Origin of the sequence: Cryobacterium sp. W22_MBD10_FK3, assembly GCF_052113745.1 — a bacterium.
In the GTDB taxonomy this organism is placed as follows: Bacteria; Actinomycetota; Actinomycetes; order Actinomycetales; family Microbacteriaceae; genus Cryobacterium.
On the sequence record NZ_JBGQOH010000003.1, the window covers coordinates 250,390 to 269,504 of the forward strand.

Genomic DNA, 19,115 nt, shown 5'->3' on the forward strand with positions numbered 1-19,115 from the left:
CCATAGCCAGCAGCCCTACCGGCGCTACGTGGCGATCGGTGACAGCTTCACGGAGGGCGTCGGCGACGACATGCCCGACGGCCAGGTGCGCGGCTGGGCCGACCTCGTCGCGATCGGGTTGGCGGCGGCCAGCCCCGAGCCGGTGTCGTACGCCAACCTCGCCATCCGCGGCAAGCTGCTCGGCCCGATCGTGAACGACCAGCTGGAGCCGGCCCTGAGCCTCAAGCCCGACCTCCTCACGGTCTGCGGCGGCGGCAACGACATGATGCGCCCGCGGGTGGAGATCTCCTACGTCGTGGACCTGCTCGACAGGGTTGTCGACAAGGCGGTGGCCGACGGCATCCACGTCGTCGTGCTCAGCGGCGGCAACCCGTCCAGGCACCTGCCGCTGGGCTCCCTGATGCAAAAACGCGGCGACAGGCTCGCCGAGGCCGCCCGCGAGACCTTCGGCAAGCCCGGGGTCACCCTGGTCGACAACTGGATCGACACCGAGCTCACGAACAGCCGGTTCTGGTCGGCCGACAAGCTGCACCTGAACGCCTGCGGGCACACCCGGGTCGCGACCAATGTTCTCAACGCCCTCGACGTGCCGATCCCGGCCAGCTGGGCGCAGGGCGTGGCCGGCGAGGCACCGCCGCGGGAGCGCATCCAGGACACCGCCGCGTACTACGCCGCCTACGTGCTGCCGTGGATCGGTCGCCGGCTCACCGGCCGGTCGTCCGGCGACGGTCGCCCGCCCAAGCGTCCAGAGCTCACCGTCGTCGAGACGCCGTAGAACCGCACAAGACGGGCCGCGTGGTTTGCCACGCGGCCCGTCGTTGTGTCGGAGACGACTCAGACCTTGCGGCCCGAGATCATCCGGAGCAGGAAAACGATTACGGCGATCACTGCGAGGACCACACCGACCCACAGCAGGAACTGGAGCGACTCGACTAACCCGCCCGTGATGAGCAGGACAACGGCCACGACCGCAATGATTATGACGAGCAGATTCATCTTTCAGACCTTTCCTAGAGCCGAGGTTGTCCTCGTGTTCGAGATAGTAGACCCGTCGCGCCCCTGATCGCACGCAATTTTTGAGACTTTGTCAGCGTGTCGCGGCGACCTGTTCGGCGAGGTACCCGCCGAACCCATTCGGCACCCGGCCGGCCAGCCGCCCGGAGGTGAGCACCGGGATGAGCGCGGTGCGGCACTCGCGGGCGCCGAGGCTCCGAAGTGCCGCCACCAACAGCACATCCTCGTCGGAATCGACGTCGCTGAATCCGTTGGCCTGCAGGTAGCGGTCGGCGCGCACGCCCAGGTTGGCACCGTGCACGTGCGGATGCCCGTCGGCCAGGGTGTGTGCGTCGTGCCAGCGGGCCCGCTCCAGTGCCGGCAACTCGTCGTCGGGCAGCACGGTGCCGAGCACCAGTTCGGTGCCGGCCGCGGCCAGGGCCAGTTGCACGGCCAGCCAGCGCCGAGGAACCGCGGAATCGGCATCCGTCGTGGCCACCCAGGTGTGCTCGGCGGCGTCGCCGGAGAGTAGCCCGGCCACGCCAAGCCGGCGGGCGGAGCCGACCGAACCTGCCGAGCATTCCAGCGCCTTGAACTGCGGCCACAGCGCCACGACATCGGCCGAACCGTCGGTGCAGCGGTCGAGCACCACGACGACCGAGATGGCCGGGGCGTCGGCACCGAACTCCTCCTGCACCGCCTGCACCGCGTCGGCGAGGGCGGCCAGGCACCGCGGCAGCCGGCTCTCCTCGTTGAGGGCCGGCACCACCACGATGAGCCGGTCGATGCGAGGGGTCACGGCACCAGTCCTTCCCGTTGCGCCACGGATCGGGCCGGGGCCGGCTCGTAGACCTCCAGCACGAAATCGTGTTCCAGGTGCCGCACCGTGCGGTCGAGTCCGGGTAGTGCGGCGAGCGCAGCGTGCACCTCGTCACCGCCGAGCGGGTATTCGCCCACCGGGTGCCGCCAGTGGCACGCCACCAGGGAACCGCCGGGGGCCAGGCTCTGCCGGCACCGCTCGAGCAGCACGGTCAGATCGGCCGGCGAGCAGTAGTAGCCGATCTCCGACAGCACCACCAGATCGTAGGTGCCTGCCGGCCATTCGGCCGGCAGGGTGCGCCGCTCCACCGTGACCCCGGGCAGGCCGGCCAGCCGGTCGCGGGCCACGGCGAGCGCCTGCTCGTTGATGTCGGTCGCGAGCAGGGTGTCGGTGCGGTCGGCCAGGTCCCGGCTGAGCACGCCGATCGAGCAACCCAACTCGAGGGTGGCGCCGTACCGCCGCAGGGGCAGCGCGGCCAGGGTGAGGGCTCGTTTGCGGGCCTCGTACCACCGGGTCTCGAAGCCCCAGGGATCCCGCGAACCGGCGTAGAACTCATCGAAGAACCCCGCGGACAGGCTCACTCCCGGTGTCGCGCTGGCCGGCGCGGAAGGCTCCGCAGGAGCCGGCCCGCCCGCGGTGTGGGCGTCGCCGAGGAAGAGCTCGTGGGCCCGTTCGAAGTGCGCGGCGAAACCCGGTTGCACGATCGCTTCGTCGCCGGCGCGGTCCGACAACGGCTGCACCTGACTGGTGTGCGCGGCCATGGCGGTGTTCTTACGCTCGCGCGCCGCCACGTCCAGGTCGATCCCCCACAGCTCCCTGCTACCGTCTCCCGCCCGCCACACTGGGTCGTCGGGAGTCGACCAGTGCCAGGCCCAGATCGGGTACTCCAGCAGTCTGGCACCCGTGCGGGCCGCCACGATCGCCGCCGTCTCACCGGCGGCCGCGTGGTCGGGGTGCCCGTCCAGCCGCCACGGCGCCACGAGCCACGGCACGGCGGCCGGCCCAGCGGTGCCGCTCCGCACCTCGTCGAACACGGCTTCCTCCAGGCTGTTGCGGTGCTGGGACAGGTCGCCATCGGGCAGGTCCAGCAGCCGCACGATCGCCGCCGGTGCCAGCGCCCGCACCGCGCTTACGACTTCCACCCGGCGCACGGCGGCGAGATCCACCGTCGTCAGGGTGGGCGACTGCGGATGCGACGCCTCGCCGTTCGTGGCGACGATCACCGTGATCCCCAACCCGAGGTGCCCCGCGAGCGCGATCAGTCCCCCGGCGCCGAGCGACTCGTCGTCGGGGTGCGCGGCCAGCACGATCAGCTGGGCGCACTCGGCCAGCAGGAGCGGACGGGAGCGGCCCGACCACTCGGCCTCCTGCCAGAGCCGTTCGCTCGTTCCACCCGTGTGGTGCGTGAAGCTCACCACGAGCCGGCCTCCCCCGCGAGCAGCCGGCCGCCCAGAGCCGCGTCGTCGCGCTCGGCGTGGTGTTGGCGCACGTAGAGGGTGAGGTCGGCCACCCGGCGGGCGTGCCTGGCGTCGAGCGCGAGCGGCGCCGGCCCGAGCGCGTGCCCGACCCGGCCGAGTACCTCGTCCACGGTGCGCGCCACCAGGCCGCGCACCCGGGCCGCGAGCAAACCGCCGGCCTCGCCGACCGCCTCGCCCCGGTCGATCGCCGCCGCCGCATCGTTCAGGGCCGCTCCGGCGCCCACCAGGGCCAGGTCCACCGCGCCCAGGTGGGCTCGCAGAATCTGGTCGGGCTCCCGCTCCTGCGCGGCGTGCCGCAGCTGCCGGGCCACGCCGACGGCGCCGCCCCACCAGCAGGCCGCAACCTGGATGCCGCCCCAGCTGAAACCCGGTCGGCTGAGGTACCAGCCGTCGTCGCCGACGGGCGTCGCGACAACGGCGTTGAAGTCCACCGGACCGCTGGGCACCTGGCTGAGCCCGGTCGCGAACCAGGTGTCGTCGTGCACCGTGACGCCGGCGTCGGCCAGGTCCACGGCGAAGAGCCGCCGACGGGCCGGCTGCTCCCCCTCCGGCGAGGTGTGCGCGGTCACGAGCGCGTGGCTGAGCGATCCGGCCAGCGAGCACCAGGGCTTCCGGCCGGTCAGCTGCCAGCCTGCGCCGGCCCGGGTGGCGCTCACCCGCATGCCGGGGCCCTCCGCCGCGAAGACCCCCCAGCTGCGCGAGTCCTCGGCTGCGGGGTGTGCTTCAGACAGGCCGCCGGGCACCTGCCGCAGAATGGCGAGGGCATCGGTGTGCGCCTCGAGCACCCGGGCAGCCGTGAGGTCGGCCGCAGCCACGGTGGCGAGGCCGTCGAACAGGGCGCGAGTGCCGCTCCCGCCCGGCTGCGGCAGGGCCGGCGCCGCCTGCCGGGCGAACCGGATGGCCCGCTCCGCGTTGCCGTCCACGGCCCAGGCCGTCTCGGCAAGCTGGGTCAGCGTCTCGACGTGCTCTGCCCGTCGGGATCCGCGGCTGTTGCTCACGCCGCCCACGAGCACAGCGGTGGGGCCCGATCGGGTCTGTGTTGCTGACATCCTGGCTGCCGTCATGGCTCTCCTGATCCGGATCTCGTCCGCGCCCGGGCTCTCCGGCCCGGCACCGCGATAGGTGTCTGAACATCCTGCCAAATGTCGCGCCGAACCCGCAGCAGAAACCCGGGGCGCACACCTTACGGAGTCAGGAAGATCGGGGTACCATGCCCCCATACGGGGGTGTTCCCCGAAGTGTGACCCTGAGGCACCGTTGACAGGGCCCGACCGAGGTCACACCAGAAGCACCACCGCATGGGGTAGGCCGTCATCGGGGTGGTCTGCCCCTTCCTCTGCTCCGCGGCCGTCCAGCTCCGCGGGTCACACGCCGGTAGGCGGGTGGCGCGCCACCCGCCTACCGGCGCCTTGCCCGCCTACCTCGCTAGACCGGCACCGCCGCGGTTCCGCGAGCGCGCTCAGTCGACCGGTCGACCTCGCTCTGCACGTAGCGTCCGTCGGCCACGGTCACCCTGTGCACCGCGCCGGTGATGCGAACCTCCGCCGTCGTCTCCTGGTGCGCGCAGGATGCCCCGACCCACAGCTGAATCAGGCCGGGCTCCACGATGCGCTCGTGCCGTAGTCCGGTGAACGCCAGCCTGGCCGTCGGCACCTCGAAGCGCACCACGGCCTCCTCGCCAGGCTCGAGTGCAACCCGGTGGTAGCCCAGCAGCTGGGCGACCGGCCGGGTGACGCTGGCGTACACATCCCGGGCGTAGAACTGCACGAGGTCGGTGCCGGCGCGCTCACCGGTGTTGCGGATGCGCACACTCGCCGAGAACGTGCCACCGGCGTCGACCGTGGCATCTGCGACCAGGCCGGTGCGTTCGAAGGTCGTGTAGGCCAGCCCGTGCCCGAACGGAAGCACCGGAGTGCTGTCCACGCTGGTCACGTCCGACGGACCACCCAGGATCGGGTGCAGGTAGGAGTACGGCTGTGCGCCGGCAGACCTGGGCAGCGACACGGGCAGGTGCCCGGTGGGCGAGACCGCGCCGGAGAGCACCGAGGCAATCGCCACCCCGCCCTCTTCGCCGGGGAAGAACGCCTGCAGCACCGCCGCAGGCGCGTTCGGCCCGTCGATCGCCCACGCCACGGCGTAGGGTCGGCCCGTCATGAGCACCATCACCACGGGGGTGCCCGAGGCCACGACGGCCTCGACGAGGTCTCGTTGCAGGCCGGGCAGCTCCAGGCTCTCCACATCGTTGCCCTCACCCACGGTGCCGCGGCCGAACAGTCCGGCCCGGTCACCCACGACCACCACGGCCAGATCGGCGGCGCGGGCGGTCTGAACGGCGGCAGCGATCGCGGAGGCGTCGGCCCCCTCGACCTCGCAGCCCGGCGCGAACACGACCTCGGCGGCGGGGAACTCCGCACGCAGGGCCTCCAGCACCGTGGGCATCTCCAGGTCGGCCGGCACGTCCGGATGGTGGGCGAGCACGTGGTTCACGAACGAGTAGCAGCCCATCAGGGCCTCGGTGGAGTCGGCGTTCGGACCCAGCACCGCGATCGTCTGCGGGCCCCGGCCGGCGGCGCCGTTCAGCGGCAGCACCCCGTCGTTGGTCAACAGGATCAGCGACTCCTCGGCCAGGGCGCGCGCGACCCGCCGGTGCTCGGGCGAGTCCAGGTCGATCTCGGTCGGCGCCATGGTGAAGGTCTCGTCGAGCAGGCCCAGCTCTTCCTTCTGCGCCAGCACCCGCAGCACGGCCCGGTCGATGAGAGCCTCATCGGTCAGCCCCGCCCGCACCCGCTCGGCCAGGGGCGCCAGGTAGGCATCCCCGGTCGGCAGCTCCACGTCGATCCCGGCGGTCAGGGCGAGCTCGGCGGCCTCGCCGCGGTCTGCGGCCACGGCGTGCATCAGCTGCAGGAACGCCACCGAGAAGTAGTCGGAGACGACGACACCGTCAAAGCCCCACCGGTCGCGGAGGATCTCGGTGAGGTACTCCGTGGTGGCGCCGACGGGCGCGCCGTCGATTTCGGCGTAGGAATTCATCACCGAACGCACCCCGCCGTCCAGAACCGCCATCTCGAACGGGGGCAGGAACACATCGTTGATCTCCCGCGACCCGGCGTGCACCGGGGCGTGGTTGCGGCCGGCCTGGGTGGCCGAATACCCCACGAAGTGTTTGAGGGTGGCGTGCACACCGGCCGCCTGGAGTCCGGTGACATAGGCGGTACCGATGGTGCCGACCACGTAAGGGTCCTCGGCGATGCACTCGTCGACCCGGCCCCAGCGCGGGTCACGGATCACGTCGAGCACCGGGGCGAGGCCCTGGTGGATGCCCAGCTGTTTCATCGACCCGCCGATCAGGCTGCCCATCTCCTCGACCAGGGCCGGATTGAACGCCGCGCCCCAGGCCAGCGGGGTCGGGAAGGTCGCGGCCTTCCAGGCGGCGAGGCCGGTCAGGCACTCCTCGTGCACGATTGCGGGGATGCCGAGCCTGGTCTCCTGGGTGAGCCGGCGCTGCTCGGCCCACAGCCACTCGGCTCGCTCCACGGGGTCGACCGGCCGGGTGCCGTAGACCCGGGTGAGGTGGCCGAGGCCGTGCTCGGTCGCCTCGTCGTACTTCGTGGAGGTGGCCATCTCGCCGGCCAGAGGGGCGACGACCTCGCCGCCCTGGTCGACCCAGTAGCCGACAAGTTGGGCGAGCTTCTCCTCGAGGGTCATCCGGGCGTGCAGGTCACTGACGCGGCCGGATACCTGGGGCAATTCTGGGTAGGTCACAACGATCTCTCTCTACTTCTTCAACGTCGACGAATCAGGCTGCGCACGGCTAGCGGCCGATCAACCCTTGACCGCACCGGTCAGCCCGCCGACGATGCGGCGTTCGAACAGGGCGAAGAACACCAGTGCGGGAATCATGGACAGCGAGGTGAAGGCCAAAACCTTCGCAGTATCCACCGAGTACTGCGATGCGAAGGACTGCACACCGAGCGGCAGCGTGAACACGGCGTCGTTGTTCAGGATGAACAGCGGCAGCAGGTAGCTGTTCCAGCTGGCGATGAAGGCCAGGATGCCCACAGTGATGACGCCGGGCATGGCCAGCGGCACGATCATCCGCCAGAAGAAGCCGAGCCGGCTGCAGCCGTCGATGAAGGCGGCCTCCTGGATCTCATCGGGGATGGCCTTGAGGAACGGCACCAGGATGATGATCGTCGTCGGCAACGCGAACGCGATCTGCGGCAGGATGACGCCGCCCAACGAGTTCATCAGGCCCAGGCTCTTCACCACCAGGTAGAGCGGGGTGATGGCCACCGTCATCGGGAACATCAGACCGGCGGCGAACATGGCGTAGAGGATGCCGCGGCCCCGGAACGAATACCGGGCGAGCACGTAGCTGGCCATCAGGCCGAGCAGCACCACGCCGACGGTGGTGGCCAGCCCCGCGATGAGCGAGTTGCCCACCAGCCGCCAGAAGGTGCCGCCCGTGAGCACGTCGAGGTAGTTGCCGATGTTCCACACGCTCGGCAGGCCGGACGGGTCGGTGGTGATCTGCGCGTTGGTGCGGAATCCGCCGATGATGATGAACAGCACCGGGGCGAGCATCAGGCCGATCACCACGACGGCGACGACGTAGGCGACGGGAGTGCCCCACCGCCTGCTCGTCTTGATCGGGGCCGGCGGATTGGCCGGCGGCAGCGCCACAGCGGGCGTCGTGAGCGCGGTCATGTGCTCTTCCCCTTTCCAGTGATTGCGCCCTCGGTGTCCCGGCTCAGCACGTAGCGCTGGTAGATCAGCGCGACCACGAGGGAGATCAGGAAGAGCACGACGGCCACGGCGTTTCCGTAGCCGTAGTTGCCGGCGTTGCGGCCGTTGGCGACAAGATACGTCGCCATGGTCGACGTTCCGGCGGTGGAGGAGATGTACTGCCCCCAGATGATGTAGACGAGGTCGAAGAGCTGCAGGGCGCCGATGATCGACAGGAACGCCCAGATGCGCAGCGTGGGCGCCAGCAGCGGCAGCGTGATGTGGCGCTGGATCTGCCAGAACGTGGCGCCGTCGATGGCGGCGGCTTCCGGCAGCTCCTCGGGGATGCCCTGGAGCCCGGCGAGGAAGAGGATCACGGCGAACCCGACGTACTTCCAGGTGATGATTACCATCAACGTCCAGATGGCGATGTCGGGGTTCGACAGCCAGTCCTGGGTGAATCCGCCCAGGCCGACCTTCTCCAGGAGCCCGTTCACCGCGCCGTTGGACTGCAGCATCAGGCTCCAGCCGGTGCCGACCACGACTTCGGAGATCACGTAGGGCACGAAGATGAGCACCCGGATGAGGGACTGCCCGCGCAGTTTGCGGTTCAGGAGCAGGGCAAGGAGGATCGCGACCGGCCCCTGGAGCACGAGCGAGAGCACCACGATGATGCCGTTGTGGGTCAGCGCCTCTTGGAAGGTGGGGTCCTGGATGATCGTGATGTAGTTGCGGAAGCCGACGAAGTCGGTGGGCGGACCGTAACCCTGCCAACTGAAGAAGCCGTAGTACGCCGCCATCACGACGGGGAAGATCACGAAGCCGAGGAAGACGATCAGCGCCGGCCCGACCAGAACCGCGATCTCGACTCTGGCTCCCACCGAACTGCGACGGCGGCGCCGCACGGGCGGGGCCGCGGGCGTGATGCCCGCGTCCCCGCCGTTCGCGAGATCCACCTCTAATCGCGTCGAAGTATTCTCGCGAACTGTCATGACGGGTGCCTAGGCCTTCTTGGCCGCGTCATTGACCGCCTGGATGAGCAGCTCGGGGCTGCCCTTGCCGGCCAGCAGGTCGACCACACCCACGTTCAGGGCGTTCCCGACGTTCTGGCCGTACACGGTGTCCAGCCACTGCGAGACGTACGGGGCCGCGTTGTAGGCCTCGATGATCTGCTTGAGGTAGGGCTCGGTCACGGCTTCCTGCGCCACGGTGTTCACGGGCGGGGCGTTGAACGCTGCGTAGTACTCCTTCTGCACATCGGCGCTGCCGATGTAGTTGAGGAAGTCGACGCATTCCTTGGGAGCGTCGACCGAGCAGGAGTAACCATCCACGCCGCCGAGGATCGAGCCGGGCTTGCCGTCGCCACCGTCGATCTCGGGGAACGGGAACCAGGCCAGGTCGGCCAGCGGCTTCTCGTCGGGGGTCAGGGAGGCGATCACGCCCGGGTTCCAGGCGCCCATGAGCTCCATGCCCGCCTGGTGGTTGGCCACCAGGCCCGCTGAGCTGCCGGCGCCCTGCTGGGCGGCGGTGGTGAGGAAGCCCTGGTTGAAGGGCTCGGTGTCGGCGAAGCCCTGCAGGTCTTCGCCGGCACGGATCCAGCAGTCATCGGAGAAGTCCTTGGTGTCTGCCGCCTCGGCGAGCACGTCGGGGCTGCATTCGCGCAGGGCGAAGAAGTAGAACCAGTGCGCTGCGGGCCAGGCGTCCTTGGCGCCGAGGGCGATCGGGGCCACCCCGGATGCCTTGAGCTTGTCGACGGCCGTCTCGAGGTCACCGATCGTGGCCGGAGCCTCGGTGATGCCCGCGGCGTCGAAGAGGTCCTGGCTGTAGAACAGGCCACCGGGAAGCACGGCCACCGGCATGGCGTAGACCTTGTCTTCGAGGGTGTTCGCGATGAACGAGCCCTCCGGAATCTCCTTTTTCACCTGGTCGGAGATGCCCCCGGTGAGGTCCATCAGCTGCCCGGCCGCGACCATCGCGGCCATCTTGCCGCCGCCGCGCTGCAGGAAGATGTCGGGTGCGTCACCGGAGTTGAGGGCGGTCTGCAGCTTGCCGTCCAGGTCTTCGTTCTGGATGGCCTGCGCGTCGATGGTGACGCCGGGGTTGGCGGCCTCGAAGTCGGCCACCGTCTTGTCCCAGAATTCCTGGCCGGGGCCCGTGGTGGAGTTCTGCCAGAGGCTCATCGTGACGTCGCCCCCGGAGGACGCGTCGCCCGATTCGCTGCTACAGGCGGTCAGGCCCAGGGCGCTGAGGCCCAAGACCATCGTTCCCGCGAAGATTCTCTTCGCCGTGGTGTGGTTCACCTTCATTGGTTCAACCTTTTCTCTTCATTGAGGGACACCATCGGTCGTCGATGGTCTTGGTGTGAAGCCGCGCCCTGACGGGCTGCTGTTCGGTCCGGACACCGACGGGGCTGCCCTGCGGGTTCCGGATTGCCTCAGTGTCACAGCGGAAAAAAGAAGTGTCAAACGTTTTCGAAATCAGTTTCCATCTCGCCTATGCTGAACCCATGACCCCCCGTGCCACCATCCACGACGTCGCCGCCGCGGCCGGCGTGTCGGTGGCGACGGTCTCCAAGGCGGTCAACGGCCGCTACGGTATCTCGGCGGCGACGACGGCCAGGGTGCTCGACGTGGTGCAGCAGCTGGGCTACGAATCCAGTCTGGTGGCCAGCAGCATGCGGTCACGCCGCACCAGCGTCATCGGCATTCTGGTGGCCGATTTCGAGCCGTTCAGCGCCGAGATCCTCAAGGGCGTCGGCGTCGCACTGGCGGATTCCCGCTATGACCTGCTCGCCTACAGCGGGTCTCGGCAGCGGGAGACCAACGGTTGGGAGCGCCGGTCGCTGAGCCGGCTGAGCGGCACGCTGATCGACGGGGCGATCATGGTGACCCCCACCGTCGACACCACCTCGGCGGAGATCCCCGTCGTGGCCATCGACCCGCACACCGGCCGCGCCGACCTCCCCACGGTGGAATCGGACAGCTTCGGCGGGGCGTTGCAGGCCACCCGCTACCTGATCGAGCTCGGTCACCGCCGGATCGGGTTCCTGGCCGGCCGGCCCGACCTGCGCAGCGCCACCCTCCGCGAGGCCGGCTACCGGCAGGCCCTGGCGGATGCCGGCATCCAGTTCAACCCCGCCCTGGTGCGGGTCGGCCTGTACAAGCGCGAGACGGCGAAGGCCCCGGCCGCGTCGCTGCTGTCGATGACGGACCGGCCGACGGCGGTGTTCGCCGCGAACGACCTCTCGGCGATCGCCATCATCCAGGTCGCCGCGGAGCTCGGCCTCGACGTGCCCGCCGATCTCTCCGTGATCGGCTTCGACGACATCCCGGAGGCGTCGCAGATGAACCCCGCGCTCACCACCATCCGTCAGCCCATGAAGAAGCTCGGCGCCACCGCCGCGGGGATGCTCGTTGCCCTGCTGAACGGCGAGACGCTGCCGCAGAACCACATCAGGCTGCCCACCGGGCTGGTGCGCCGGGCGACCACAGGTCCGCCCCGGAGCTGACCCTTTCAACCGACACGACGGCACGGCTACGAGGAGGTAGGCATGAGAGCACTGATTGTGCGCGGCGGCTGGGACGGCCATCGACCCGTGGAGAGCACCGACCTGTTCGTCCCGTTCCTCGCGGCGTACGGGTACGAGGTGCAGATCGAAGGGTCGCCGGCGATCTACGCGGATGCCGCGGTGATGGCCGAGACCGACCTCATCGTGCAGTGCGTCACGATGAGCGAGATCACCGCGGACCAGGTGGCGGGACTCCGCGCGGCGGTCGCCGCCGGCACCGGCCTCACCGGCTGGCACGGCGGCATCGCGGACTCCTACCGGGCCTGCTCCGACTACCTGCAGCTGGTGGGCGGTCAGTTCGTGACGCATCCCGCCAAGGAACCCGCCGAGTTGGTGGGGACTGAAGAGGACAACTACCTCGACTACACGGTGTCGATCAGCGACCAGGGCCGCACGCATCCCATCACGAAAGGCCTGGCGGACTTCGGTCTCACCACGGAGCAATACTGGGTGCTCACCGACGCCCTGTGCGACGTGCTCGCGACCACGACGCATCCGGCCCGCCGGGGGCAGCCCTGGCACCGGGCGGTGACCGTGCCCGCGGTGTGGACCCGGCGCTGGGGCCAGGGCCGGGTCGTCGTCACCACGCCGGGGCACAACCCGGAGGTCCTGCAGGAACCGACAGTTCGCACGATCATCGAAAGGGGAATGCTGTGGGCAACCCGCACCGCATCGGAATCGTCGGGCTCGGAGTAATCTCCGCGGCCTACCTCGAGACGCTTACTGCGAGCGACGCCGTCGTCGTCACGGCCGTGGCCGACCTGGATGCCGACCGGGCCCGAACGGTTGCGGCCTCGCTGCCGGGCGCACGCGCACTCTCGGTGGCCGACCTGCTCGCCAGCGACGACGTCGACACCGTGCTGAACCTCACCACCCCGGCCGCCCACGCCGAGATCGCGCTCGGCGCCATCGCCCAGGGCAAGCAGGTCTACGGCGAGAAGCCGCTCGCCGCGAACCTCGCCGACGGCCGCCTCATCCTCGACGCGGCAGAGCGCGCGGGCGTCCGGGTTGGGTCCGCGCCGGACACCGTGCTCGGCACCGGTATCCAGACCGCCCGCGCCCACATCGACGCCGGGCTGATCGGGCGCCCCGTGGCCGCGTCGGCCGTGATGGTCACCGCCGGGCACGAGTTCTGGCACCCGAATCCGGACTTCTACTACCGCGAGGGCGGCGGCCCGCTGTTCGACATGGGCCCGTACTACATCACCGCGCTGGTGCACCTGCTCGGGCCCATCCGCTCGGTGACCGGCGCGTCCAGCCGGCCCCAGGATCACCGGGTGATCCGCACCCAGCCGCGATCCGGTGAGCAGATCCCGGTCTTCGTGGACACCCACGTCACCGGCGTGCTCGAGCACGAGGGCGGCGCGCTGTCGACCATCACGATGAGCTTCGACTCGGCGGCGACGGCCGCGTCGCCCCTGGAGGTGCACGGAACCGACGGTTCACTCGCCGTTCCCGACCCGAACAGGTTCGACGGCCAGGTGACTCTGCGCGGCTCGGGTGACGACGGCTGGCGCCCCGTGCACACCAGTGCGGGCTACGAAGACGGCTCGCGGGGCATCGGGCTCCTCGACCTGATCGGGTGCGGCCCCACGGACGCCGCCGGCGCGCGGGCCAACGGATCCCTGGCGCTGCACGTGCTCGACGTCATGGCCTCCCTGCAAACCGCGGCGACGGAGGGTCGCCGAGTCTCCACGACCACCGACGCCGGCCGACCGGCCCTGGTGCCACTGACCCCTCGCACCACCTGGCTGGGAGCGATCGTCTGAGCGCTTCGGCGCGTCGGGAAATGAAGAACCGTTGCCACCGGCCCCGGCCCGTGGCACCCCTCGCAGTGGGACCTGACCCGGCGCACGCGCGTCGGTAGCGTGAAGAGCATGTTTGGAAGACGCAAGCCGCCCCCGCCGGAACAGCCCGCGGAGCCGCTCGAAAGCCCCGGCACCCAGGCGCTCATGCACCACATACAATCGCAGCTCGCGGAGCAGCCGCTGCTCGGGGCGCAGATCGCGGGCGAGGAGATTTTTCAGAACGTTGTCGCCATGGTCAAGAACGAGCGCGGGGTGCAGGTCGAGCTTCTCGCGACGATTCTCGGCGGCCTCGCCGGGCGCGCGTGCCTCATCGCCGGCATCTCCGGGCAGTCAGGCAACGATCCGACACTCAACAGGCTGACCCTGAACACAATCAGAACCAAGGACGGCGGCACCTACGTTGCCGGCGACGCGATCAACCGGCAGCTTGCCGAGCTCCAGTACTCGGTGTTCGGGCTCATCGTGGGCTACCTGCGCAGCGTAGGAGAGCCGATCCCCGAGGCGCGCGAGTATTTCGTGCACAGCGCCAAGTCGTTGGGCGGGCCGACCTTCGGGGTGCCGCGTTTCGCGCCAGGGACGGGGGTCCCGTCCACGCCTCTCGAGTACGCCGACGCACTGTGGCCCAACCTCAGCGGCTCGCTGCGACGCTATGCTCCCGACCCGCAGCTCTGGCCGACGTCGTTCGGTATCGCTATCCAGCAGATGCTCGAGCTGGCCAAGACTGCCGGCCTCGACCTCCAGGTGCTCGTGCGCGTCGTGATGGACAGCGCACTTGCCGTTTCCAAGGTTCCACGGAAGGTGCCCGTCGCCTGAAGTCGTCCAAAACACACCGGTCACAGAGAAAAGGCCCCGTGATCGGAAGAATTCCTGATCAAAGGGCCTTTGTGTGTAGCGGGAGCGGGAATTGAACCCGCGACACCACGATTATGAGCCGTGTGCTCTAACCAACTGAGCTACCCCGCCTTAGACCTTCAGAGCCTAGCTCTCAAGCCTGAGCCCCCTGTGGGAATCGGACCCACTACCTCTTCCTTACCAAGGAAGTGCTCTACCAATGAGCTAAGGGGGCAAAACCTCAAACTTCTGAAGCTGAACCGTGCTTTTGGCAACCGGTAAACATTATCACCTCGCGAGAGGTGTCGGTGACACAGCGGCGGCGTCCGGCACAATTGTGACCCCGGGAAGCGCCCAGGCGGTGAAGGAGGCCGCACCGGCCACCAACCGGAGCCCGTCGTCCGACACCGTGGCGACCGCGGTTCCGACGAGAGCCGGCAGAGCGCCGACGGTGCCGCCCAGGGGTAGCAGCCAGGCCGGCAGCGCCACATCCGCCGCCTCGCGCGTGGCCAGCAGGAGCACGGTTTCGTCTTCGGTCTCGCGCACGTAGGCGAGGGCGTCCTCGCCCACGTGCAGCCAGCGCATGCCACCGGTGTTCAGTGCCTCGTGGGCGCGGCGCAGACCGATCAGCGTGGCGTACAGGTCGATGGTGGCGTTCACCTCGGGTTCGGCGGCGCTGGCCCAGGGCATCGGCGTGCGGGAGTGCTCGCCGTCGATGCCGGTGAGGCCGAACTCGTCGCCGGCGAACACCACCGGGATGCCCGGCAGGGTCACCGAGAGTCCCACGGCCACGGGCACCGCCTCGGCGTCCGCGTGGGTGCGGAATCTGGCCGTGTCGTGGGTGTCCAGCGCGTTCATCGTGGCCAGCCGGGTGCGCCACGGGAACCCGGCGGCGAACCGGGTGTGCGCCCGGTGCACTTGTTCGCCGGAGTGGCGCGGAATGCTGCCCAGCGGCAGCCCGAAGAACGACGGAACCTGGTCGGGCCGGCAGAGCCAGGACCAGAGCGGCCGGGTGAAGTTGGCGTAGGTCATCGCGCCGTGCCAGGCGTCGCCCTGGAAGTCGGCGGAGGCGTCGTTGGTGAACTCGCCCAGCAGGATGGTGTCGGGGTTCACCTCGATCATCGTGCGCCGGATGGCCTGGCGCACCTCGGCGTTGAGGTCCTCGTCGCCGAGGCGCCCGGTCATGTTCGCCACATCGATGCGCCAGCCGTCCAGGTGGTACGGCGCCTCGAGCCACTTGGCCACCACCGAGTCGGGGCCGTCGATGAACCGGCGGCGGAGTTCGGTTGAGGTCCAGTTGAATTTGGGCAGCGCCGGCACCCCGAGCCACGACATGTAGTCGCGTTGCTCGGGGTCGAGCCAGTAGTAGAAGGCGCTCTCCGAGGCATCCGGATTCAGGTGCGCGGCCTGGAACCATTCGTGGCCGTCGCCGGAGTGGTTGGCCGTGAGGTCGCCGATCACCCGGAAGCCGCGGGCGTGCGCGGCCGCCACGAGCCGGATGAGGGCCGCGTCACCGCCGAGCAGCGGGTCGACCTCGGTGAAGCTGGCCGCGTCATAGCGGTGGTTGGAGCGGCCGGGGAACACCGGGGTGAGGTAGAGCAGGTTCACGCCGAGGCGTTCGAGGTGGTCGAGGTGCTCCGTGATGCCGTCGAGGTCGCCGCCGTAGAACTGGTGCGAACGGCCCGGCGGGAGTTGGGCGACGTCGTCGTGCCACTCGGCGGGCATGGCCCAGTCCGGGGCGGCGCGGTGTGCGGCGGCGCTGGAGCGGGCGAACCGGTCTGGGAAGACCTGGTACATCACGCTGGACGCGGCCCAGGCCGGCGGGGCCGGGTGGGCGACGAGCTTGAAGTCCTCGGAGTCGAGCGTCTCGATGTCGTGCAGTCCGCCGGCGTTCACCCACCAGTGGCCGCCGCCGGCCATGCTGAGCAGAAACCTGTAGCCGTGTACCGGATTCTCCACCACCACGTCGGCCACCCACCAGGCATACCCGGCATCCGAACCGAGCGACCGGGCATCCTGAAAACGCGGCTCCTGGTCGGGATTGGAGCGCACGCGCACCATGGCCACGGCCCCGAAGGCGAGCGGGATGCGCAGCCGCACCGTGACGGTGTCGCCGAGGTTCGGCGCCTGGGTGGAGACGTACAGCGATGAGCCGTCGTGGTGCGGGAGCAGGTGGTGCGGGAGCGGGTGGAGCGCGGGCATCGGTGTGGTTACTTCACCGATCCGGCCGTGAGGCCGCCGACGATGTACTTCTGCAACCAGAGGAACAGGGCCATCACGGGCAGCGCCGCGAGCACGGCGCCGGCGGCGAACACCGAGTAGTTGCTCGAGAACTCCTGTGACACGAACTGGTAGAGGCCCACCGCCAGGGTCTGCTTCTCCGGGGTGATCAGCACGATGCTGGCGATCACGAACTCATTGGTGGTGCCCACGAACGACAGCAGGCCGACAACGGCGAGAATCGGCGCGACCAGGCGCAGGATGATCGTGAAGAAGATGCGGGCGTGGCCGGCGCCGTCGAGCTTGGCGGCCTCGTCGATGGAGGCCGGGATCGTGTTGAAGAAGCCGTACATGAGGTAGGTGTTCACGCCGAGCGCGCCACCGAGGTACACCATGATCAGGCCGATCTGGGTGTCCAGCCCGATGGCCGGGAAGATGTCGGAGATGCCGTTGAGCAGCAGGAAGATCGCCACGACGGCGAGCAGCTGCGGGAACATCTGCACGAGCACGAGCATCAGCAGGCCCGCGCGGCGGCCGACGAAGCGCATCCGCGAGAACGAGTACGCCGCCAGGGCACCGAGGAACACGGTGCCGGCCGAGGTGATGCCGCCGATCAGCAGGGTGTTGCCGTACCAGGCCGCGTACGGCTGTTGCGGCAAGTTGAACAGGGTGATGTAGCTGCCGATGTCCACCTGGCTGAACAGGCCGTTGGCGGTGATCAGGGTGCCGCCGGGGTGCAGGGAGGCCGAGAGCACGTAGAGCAGCGGGAAGGCGGAGAAGATCACCATGACGGCGCCGACCAGGTGACGCCAGCCGGTGGCGCGGAACCAGCGGCCGAAATTGAACGGGTGCTTCACGGGGATGTAATCCGTGCCGCTTGGGGCTGCGATAGTCGTGGTCGCCATCTCAGTTCAACTCCTCTAGTGCCTTGGTCTGTCTGAAGCTGATGATCGACACGAGGGCCACGAGTACGAAGATCAGGATGGAGAACGCGCTGGCCAGGCCGTAGTCGCGGTTGGCGCCCACGAAGGCCACCTTGTAGACCATCGAGATGAGGATGTCGGTGGCGCCGACGTTCACCCCCGCCGTGACGTCACGCGGCCCGCCGTTGGTGAGCATGTAGATCAGGTTGAAGTTGTTGAAGTTGAACGCGAACGAGGCGATCAACAGCGGCGAGACCGAGACCAGCAGCAGCGGCAACTTGATCAGCCTGAACACCTGCCACGGCTTGGCGCCGTCCACCGTGGCCGCTTCCTGCAGCTCATCGGGGATGGACTGCAACGCACCGGTGCAGACCAGGAACATGTAGGGGAAGCCCAGCCAGAGGTTGACGAAGATGATGCTGAACTTCGCCAGCCACTCGTGGGTGAGCCAGGGGATCTCGGCCCCGCCGAAGAGCACCTGGTTGATGAAACCGAACTGCGGGTTCAGCATGCCGGCCCAGACCAGCGCGGAGAGGAAGGCGGGGAAGGCGTAGGGCAGGATCATGACGACCCTGTACACGTTCCGGCCGCGCATCCGCATGTCGTTGAACACGATGGCCAGGAAGAGGCCGAGCGCGAAGGTGGTGGCCACGGAGAGGAACGCGAACGCGAAGGTCCACAGGGTCACGCTGATCAGCGGGCCGCGGATGGAGTCGGTGCCGAAGGCCTTGGCGAAGTTGGCCAGGCCCACTTCCACCTTCCAGCCGGGCTGCAGCTCGCTGCCGTCGTCGGCGATGAACGAGCCCTGCGAGGGATCCTCGGTGTAGACGACGCCGGAGCTGGCGGCGGTCATGGTTCCGGCGGCCTCGTCGTAGACAAGGTCGGAGAGGTAGAGGTAGGCGGCGGAGCCGTCGGGCGTGCGGAGGCTGCCGTCATTGGGGTCGTCGGAGACGGGCACGGCCAGGGCGGCGATGGCCTCCTGGTTGGTGACGATGTCGGCGAAGTTGAGCGTCGTGTAACCGGCCAAGCCGACGGCCTGGCCGGAGGCATCCGTATCGGCGTCGCTGACCTCGGTGAGCGGCGACTCCGGGTTGCCGACGCTGATTTCGCCGTCGGGGGCTGTGACCAGGAAGCTGTAGGCGCCGGCCTGCTCGAGCACTGTGAGCGCGTAGCTGGGCGAGTCAGGCACCCGCTCCTGCGCGGAGAGGATCAGCGAGTTGACCGCGTCGTCCTTGGTGCTGTTGTGGCCGGTGCCGTAGTTGGTGAAGGCGATGTAACCGGAGTAGCCGACCACGAAGATCTGGAAGATGATCAGGAAGATCAGGCCGGGGGTGAGGTACTTGGCCGGCAGGCCCTTGACCCGGAAGTAGACCCAATTGACGACGATGGTGACCAGCGCCACCAGGCTGAAGACCAGCCAGTCCTGCTTGATGAAGAGCACAAAGAGCGCGTAGACGCTGATGGCGTCGACGATGCCGAGCAGCAGAACCTTGACCAGCAGCACCTTGATGCCGGCGGATGCGGCCTCCGCGATGCGGCCCGCCTGCCGCTGCTTCTTGGCGGCGACGATCTGCGCCCGATCAGGCCCGGTTCCGGGGGTAGTCATCATTGTCTGCTCTCTTTTGCCTGCCGGCGGCGTTGCGTGCGGTGGTGCGGATGCTGCGGATGGTGCGGTGGGGGGGGGGGGGGGGGGGGGGGGGGGGGGGGGGGGGGGGGGGGGGGGGGGGGGGGGGGGGGGGGGGGGGGGGG

The 19,115-nt window shown here is 69.2% G+C and carries 16 protein-coding genes and 2 tRNA genes; 5 read left to right on the forward strand and 13 right to left on the reverse strand.

Annotation, left to right across the window (positions count from 1 at the left end):
* The first annotated feature begins 28 nt into the window (after positions 1-28).
* Entirely contained in the window at positions 29-775 is a 747-nt protein-coding gene (locus tag ACEN2M_RS05775) for an SGNH/GDSL hydrolase family protein (RefSeq protein ID WP_441647177.1), read from the forward strand.
* 59 nt (positions 776-834) lie between these two features.
* On the opposite strand, the gene ACEN2M_RS05780 is transcribed toward ACEN2M_RS05775, so the two are convergent.
* The 8 genes from ACEN2M_RS05780 to ACEN2M_RS05815 all read right to left on the reverse strand — a co-directional run bounded on the left by ACEN2M_RS05780 (position 835) and on the right by ACEN2M_RS05815 (position 10,277).
* Positions 835-996, reverse strand: a complete 162-nt coding sequence (locus ACEN2M_RS05780) for a hypothetical protein (protein WP_441647178.1) — start codon at positions 994-996, stop codon at positions 835-837.
* 91 nt (positions 997-1,087) lie between these two features.
* On the reverse strand, positions 1,088-1,792 hold the full coding sequence (locus tag ACEN2M_RS05785) for a glycosyltransferase (RefSeq protein WP_441647179.1): 705 nt from the start codon (positions 1,790-1,792) through the stop codon (positions 1,088-1,090).
* Complete coding sequence (locus tag ACEN2M_RS05790) at positions 1,789-3,231, reverse strand: PIG-L family deacetylase (RefSeq protein ID WP_441647180.1); 1,443 nt, start codon at positions 3,229-3,231, stop codon at positions 1,789-1,791. The genes ACEN2M_RS05785 and ACEN2M_RS05790 overlap by 4 nt, the downstream gene beginning before the upstream one ends.
* Positions 3,225-4,340: an acyl-CoA dehydrogenase gene (locus ACEN2M_RS05795; RefSeq protein WP_441647181.1), complete on the reverse strand. Its 1,116-nt coding sequence runs from the start codon at positions 4,338-4,340 to the stop codon at positions 3,225-3,227. Before ACEN2M_RS05795 ends, ACEN2M_RS05790 begins: the two co-directional genes overlap by 7 nt.
* 376 nt (positions 4,341-4,716) lie before the next feature.
* Entirely contained in the window at positions 4,717-6,996 is a 2,280-nt protein-coding gene (locus ACEN2M_RS05800) for a beta-glucosidase (protein ID WP_441647201.1), read from the reverse strand.
* A gap of 117 nt (positions 6,997-7,113) precedes the next feature.
* The gene (locus ACEN2M_RS05805; RefSeq protein WP_441647182.1) at positions 7,114-7,998 is read right to left on the reverse strand and encodes a carbohydrate ABC transporter permease; all 885 of its coding nucleotides are present in this window, start codon (positions 7,996-7,998) and stop codon (positions 7,114-7,116) included.
* Complete coding sequence (locus ACEN2M_RS05810; protein ID WP_441647183.1) at positions 7,995-9,008, reverse strand: carbohydrate ABC transporter permease; 1,014 nt, start codon at positions 9,006-9,008, stop codon at positions 7,995-7,997. The genes ACEN2M_RS05805 and ACEN2M_RS05810 overlap by 4 nt, the downstream gene beginning before the upstream one ends.
* A 9-nt stretch (positions 9,009-9,017) precedes the next feature.
* Positions 9,018-10,277: an ABC transporter substrate-binding protein gene (locus tag ACEN2M_RS05815; protein WP_441647202.1), complete on the reverse strand. Its 1,260-nt coding sequence runs from the start codon at positions 10,275-10,277 to the stop codon at positions 9,018-9,020.
* A gap of 245 nt (positions 10,278-10,522) precedes the next feature.
* Here ACEN2M_RS05815 and ACEN2M_RS05820 point away from each other — a divergent pair, with 245 nt between their 5' ends.
* From ACEN2M_RS05820 to ACEN2M_RS05835, 4 genes are all read left to right on the forward strand, one after another.
* Positions 10,523-11,524 (forward strand): LacI family DNA-binding transcriptional regulator, encoded by a 1,002-nt coding sequence (locus tag ACEN2M_RS05820; protein ID WP_441647184.1) that lies wholly within the window; start codon positions 10,523-10,525, stop codon positions 11,522-11,524.
* Positions 11,525-11,566: 42 nt separating this feature from the next.
* Entirely contained in the window at positions 11,567-12,280 is a 714-nt protein-coding gene (locus ACEN2M_RS05825) for a ThuA domain-containing protein (protein WP_441647185.1), read from the forward strand.
* Entirely contained in the window at positions 12,238-13,353 is a 1,116-nt protein-coding gene (locus ACEN2M_RS05830; protein ID WP_441647186.1) for a Gfo/Idh/MocA family protein, read from the forward strand. Before ACEN2M_RS05825 ends, ACEN2M_RS05830 begins: the two co-directional genes overlap by 43 nt.
* Positions 13,354-13,461: 108 nt before the next feature.
* Positions 13,462-14,205 carry a hypothetical protein gene (locus ACEN2M_RS05835; protein ID WP_441647187.1) on the forward strand — a complete coding sequence of 248 codons (744 nt, stop codon included), beginning with the start codon at positions 13,462-13,464 and terminating at the stop codon, positions 14,203-14,205.
* A gap of 76 nt (positions 14,206-14,281) precedes the next feature.
* Here the strand turns inward: ACEN2M_RS05835 and ACEN2M_RS05840 are convergent.
* The 5 genes from ACEN2M_RS05840 to ACEN2M_RS05860 all read right to left on the reverse strand — a co-directional run bounded on the left by ACEN2M_RS05840 (position 14,282) and on the right by ACEN2M_RS05860 (position 18,975).
* A tRNA-Met gene (locus ACEN2M_RS05840) sits at positions 14,282-14,355 on the reverse strand.
* Positions 14,356-14,386: 31 nt separating this feature from the next.
* Positions 14,387-14,458 (reverse strand) — tRNA-Thr (locus ACEN2M_RS05845).
* 53 nt (positions 14,459-14,511) lie between these two features.
* Positions 14,512-16,425, reverse strand: a complete 1,914-nt coding sequence (locus tag ACEN2M_RS05850) for a glycoside hydrolase family 13 protein (protein ID WP_441647188.1) — start codon at positions 16,423-16,425, stop codon at positions 14,512-14,514.
* A gap of 8 nt (positions 16,426-16,433) precedes the next feature.
* Complete coding sequence (locus ACEN2M_RS05855) at positions 16,434-17,348, reverse strand: sugar ABC transporter permease (RefSeq protein ID WP_441647189.1); 915 nt, start codon at positions 17,346-17,348, stop codon at positions 16,434-16,436.
* A gap of 1 nt (position 17,349) precedes the next feature.
* Positions 17,350-18,975, reverse strand: coding sequence for an ABC transporter permease subunit (locus ACEN2M_RS05860; RefSeq protein WP_441647190.1), 1,626 nt, complete (start codon positions 18,973-18,975; stop codon positions 17,350-17,352).
* Between the last annotated feature and the right edge of the window lie 140 nt (positions 18,976-19,115).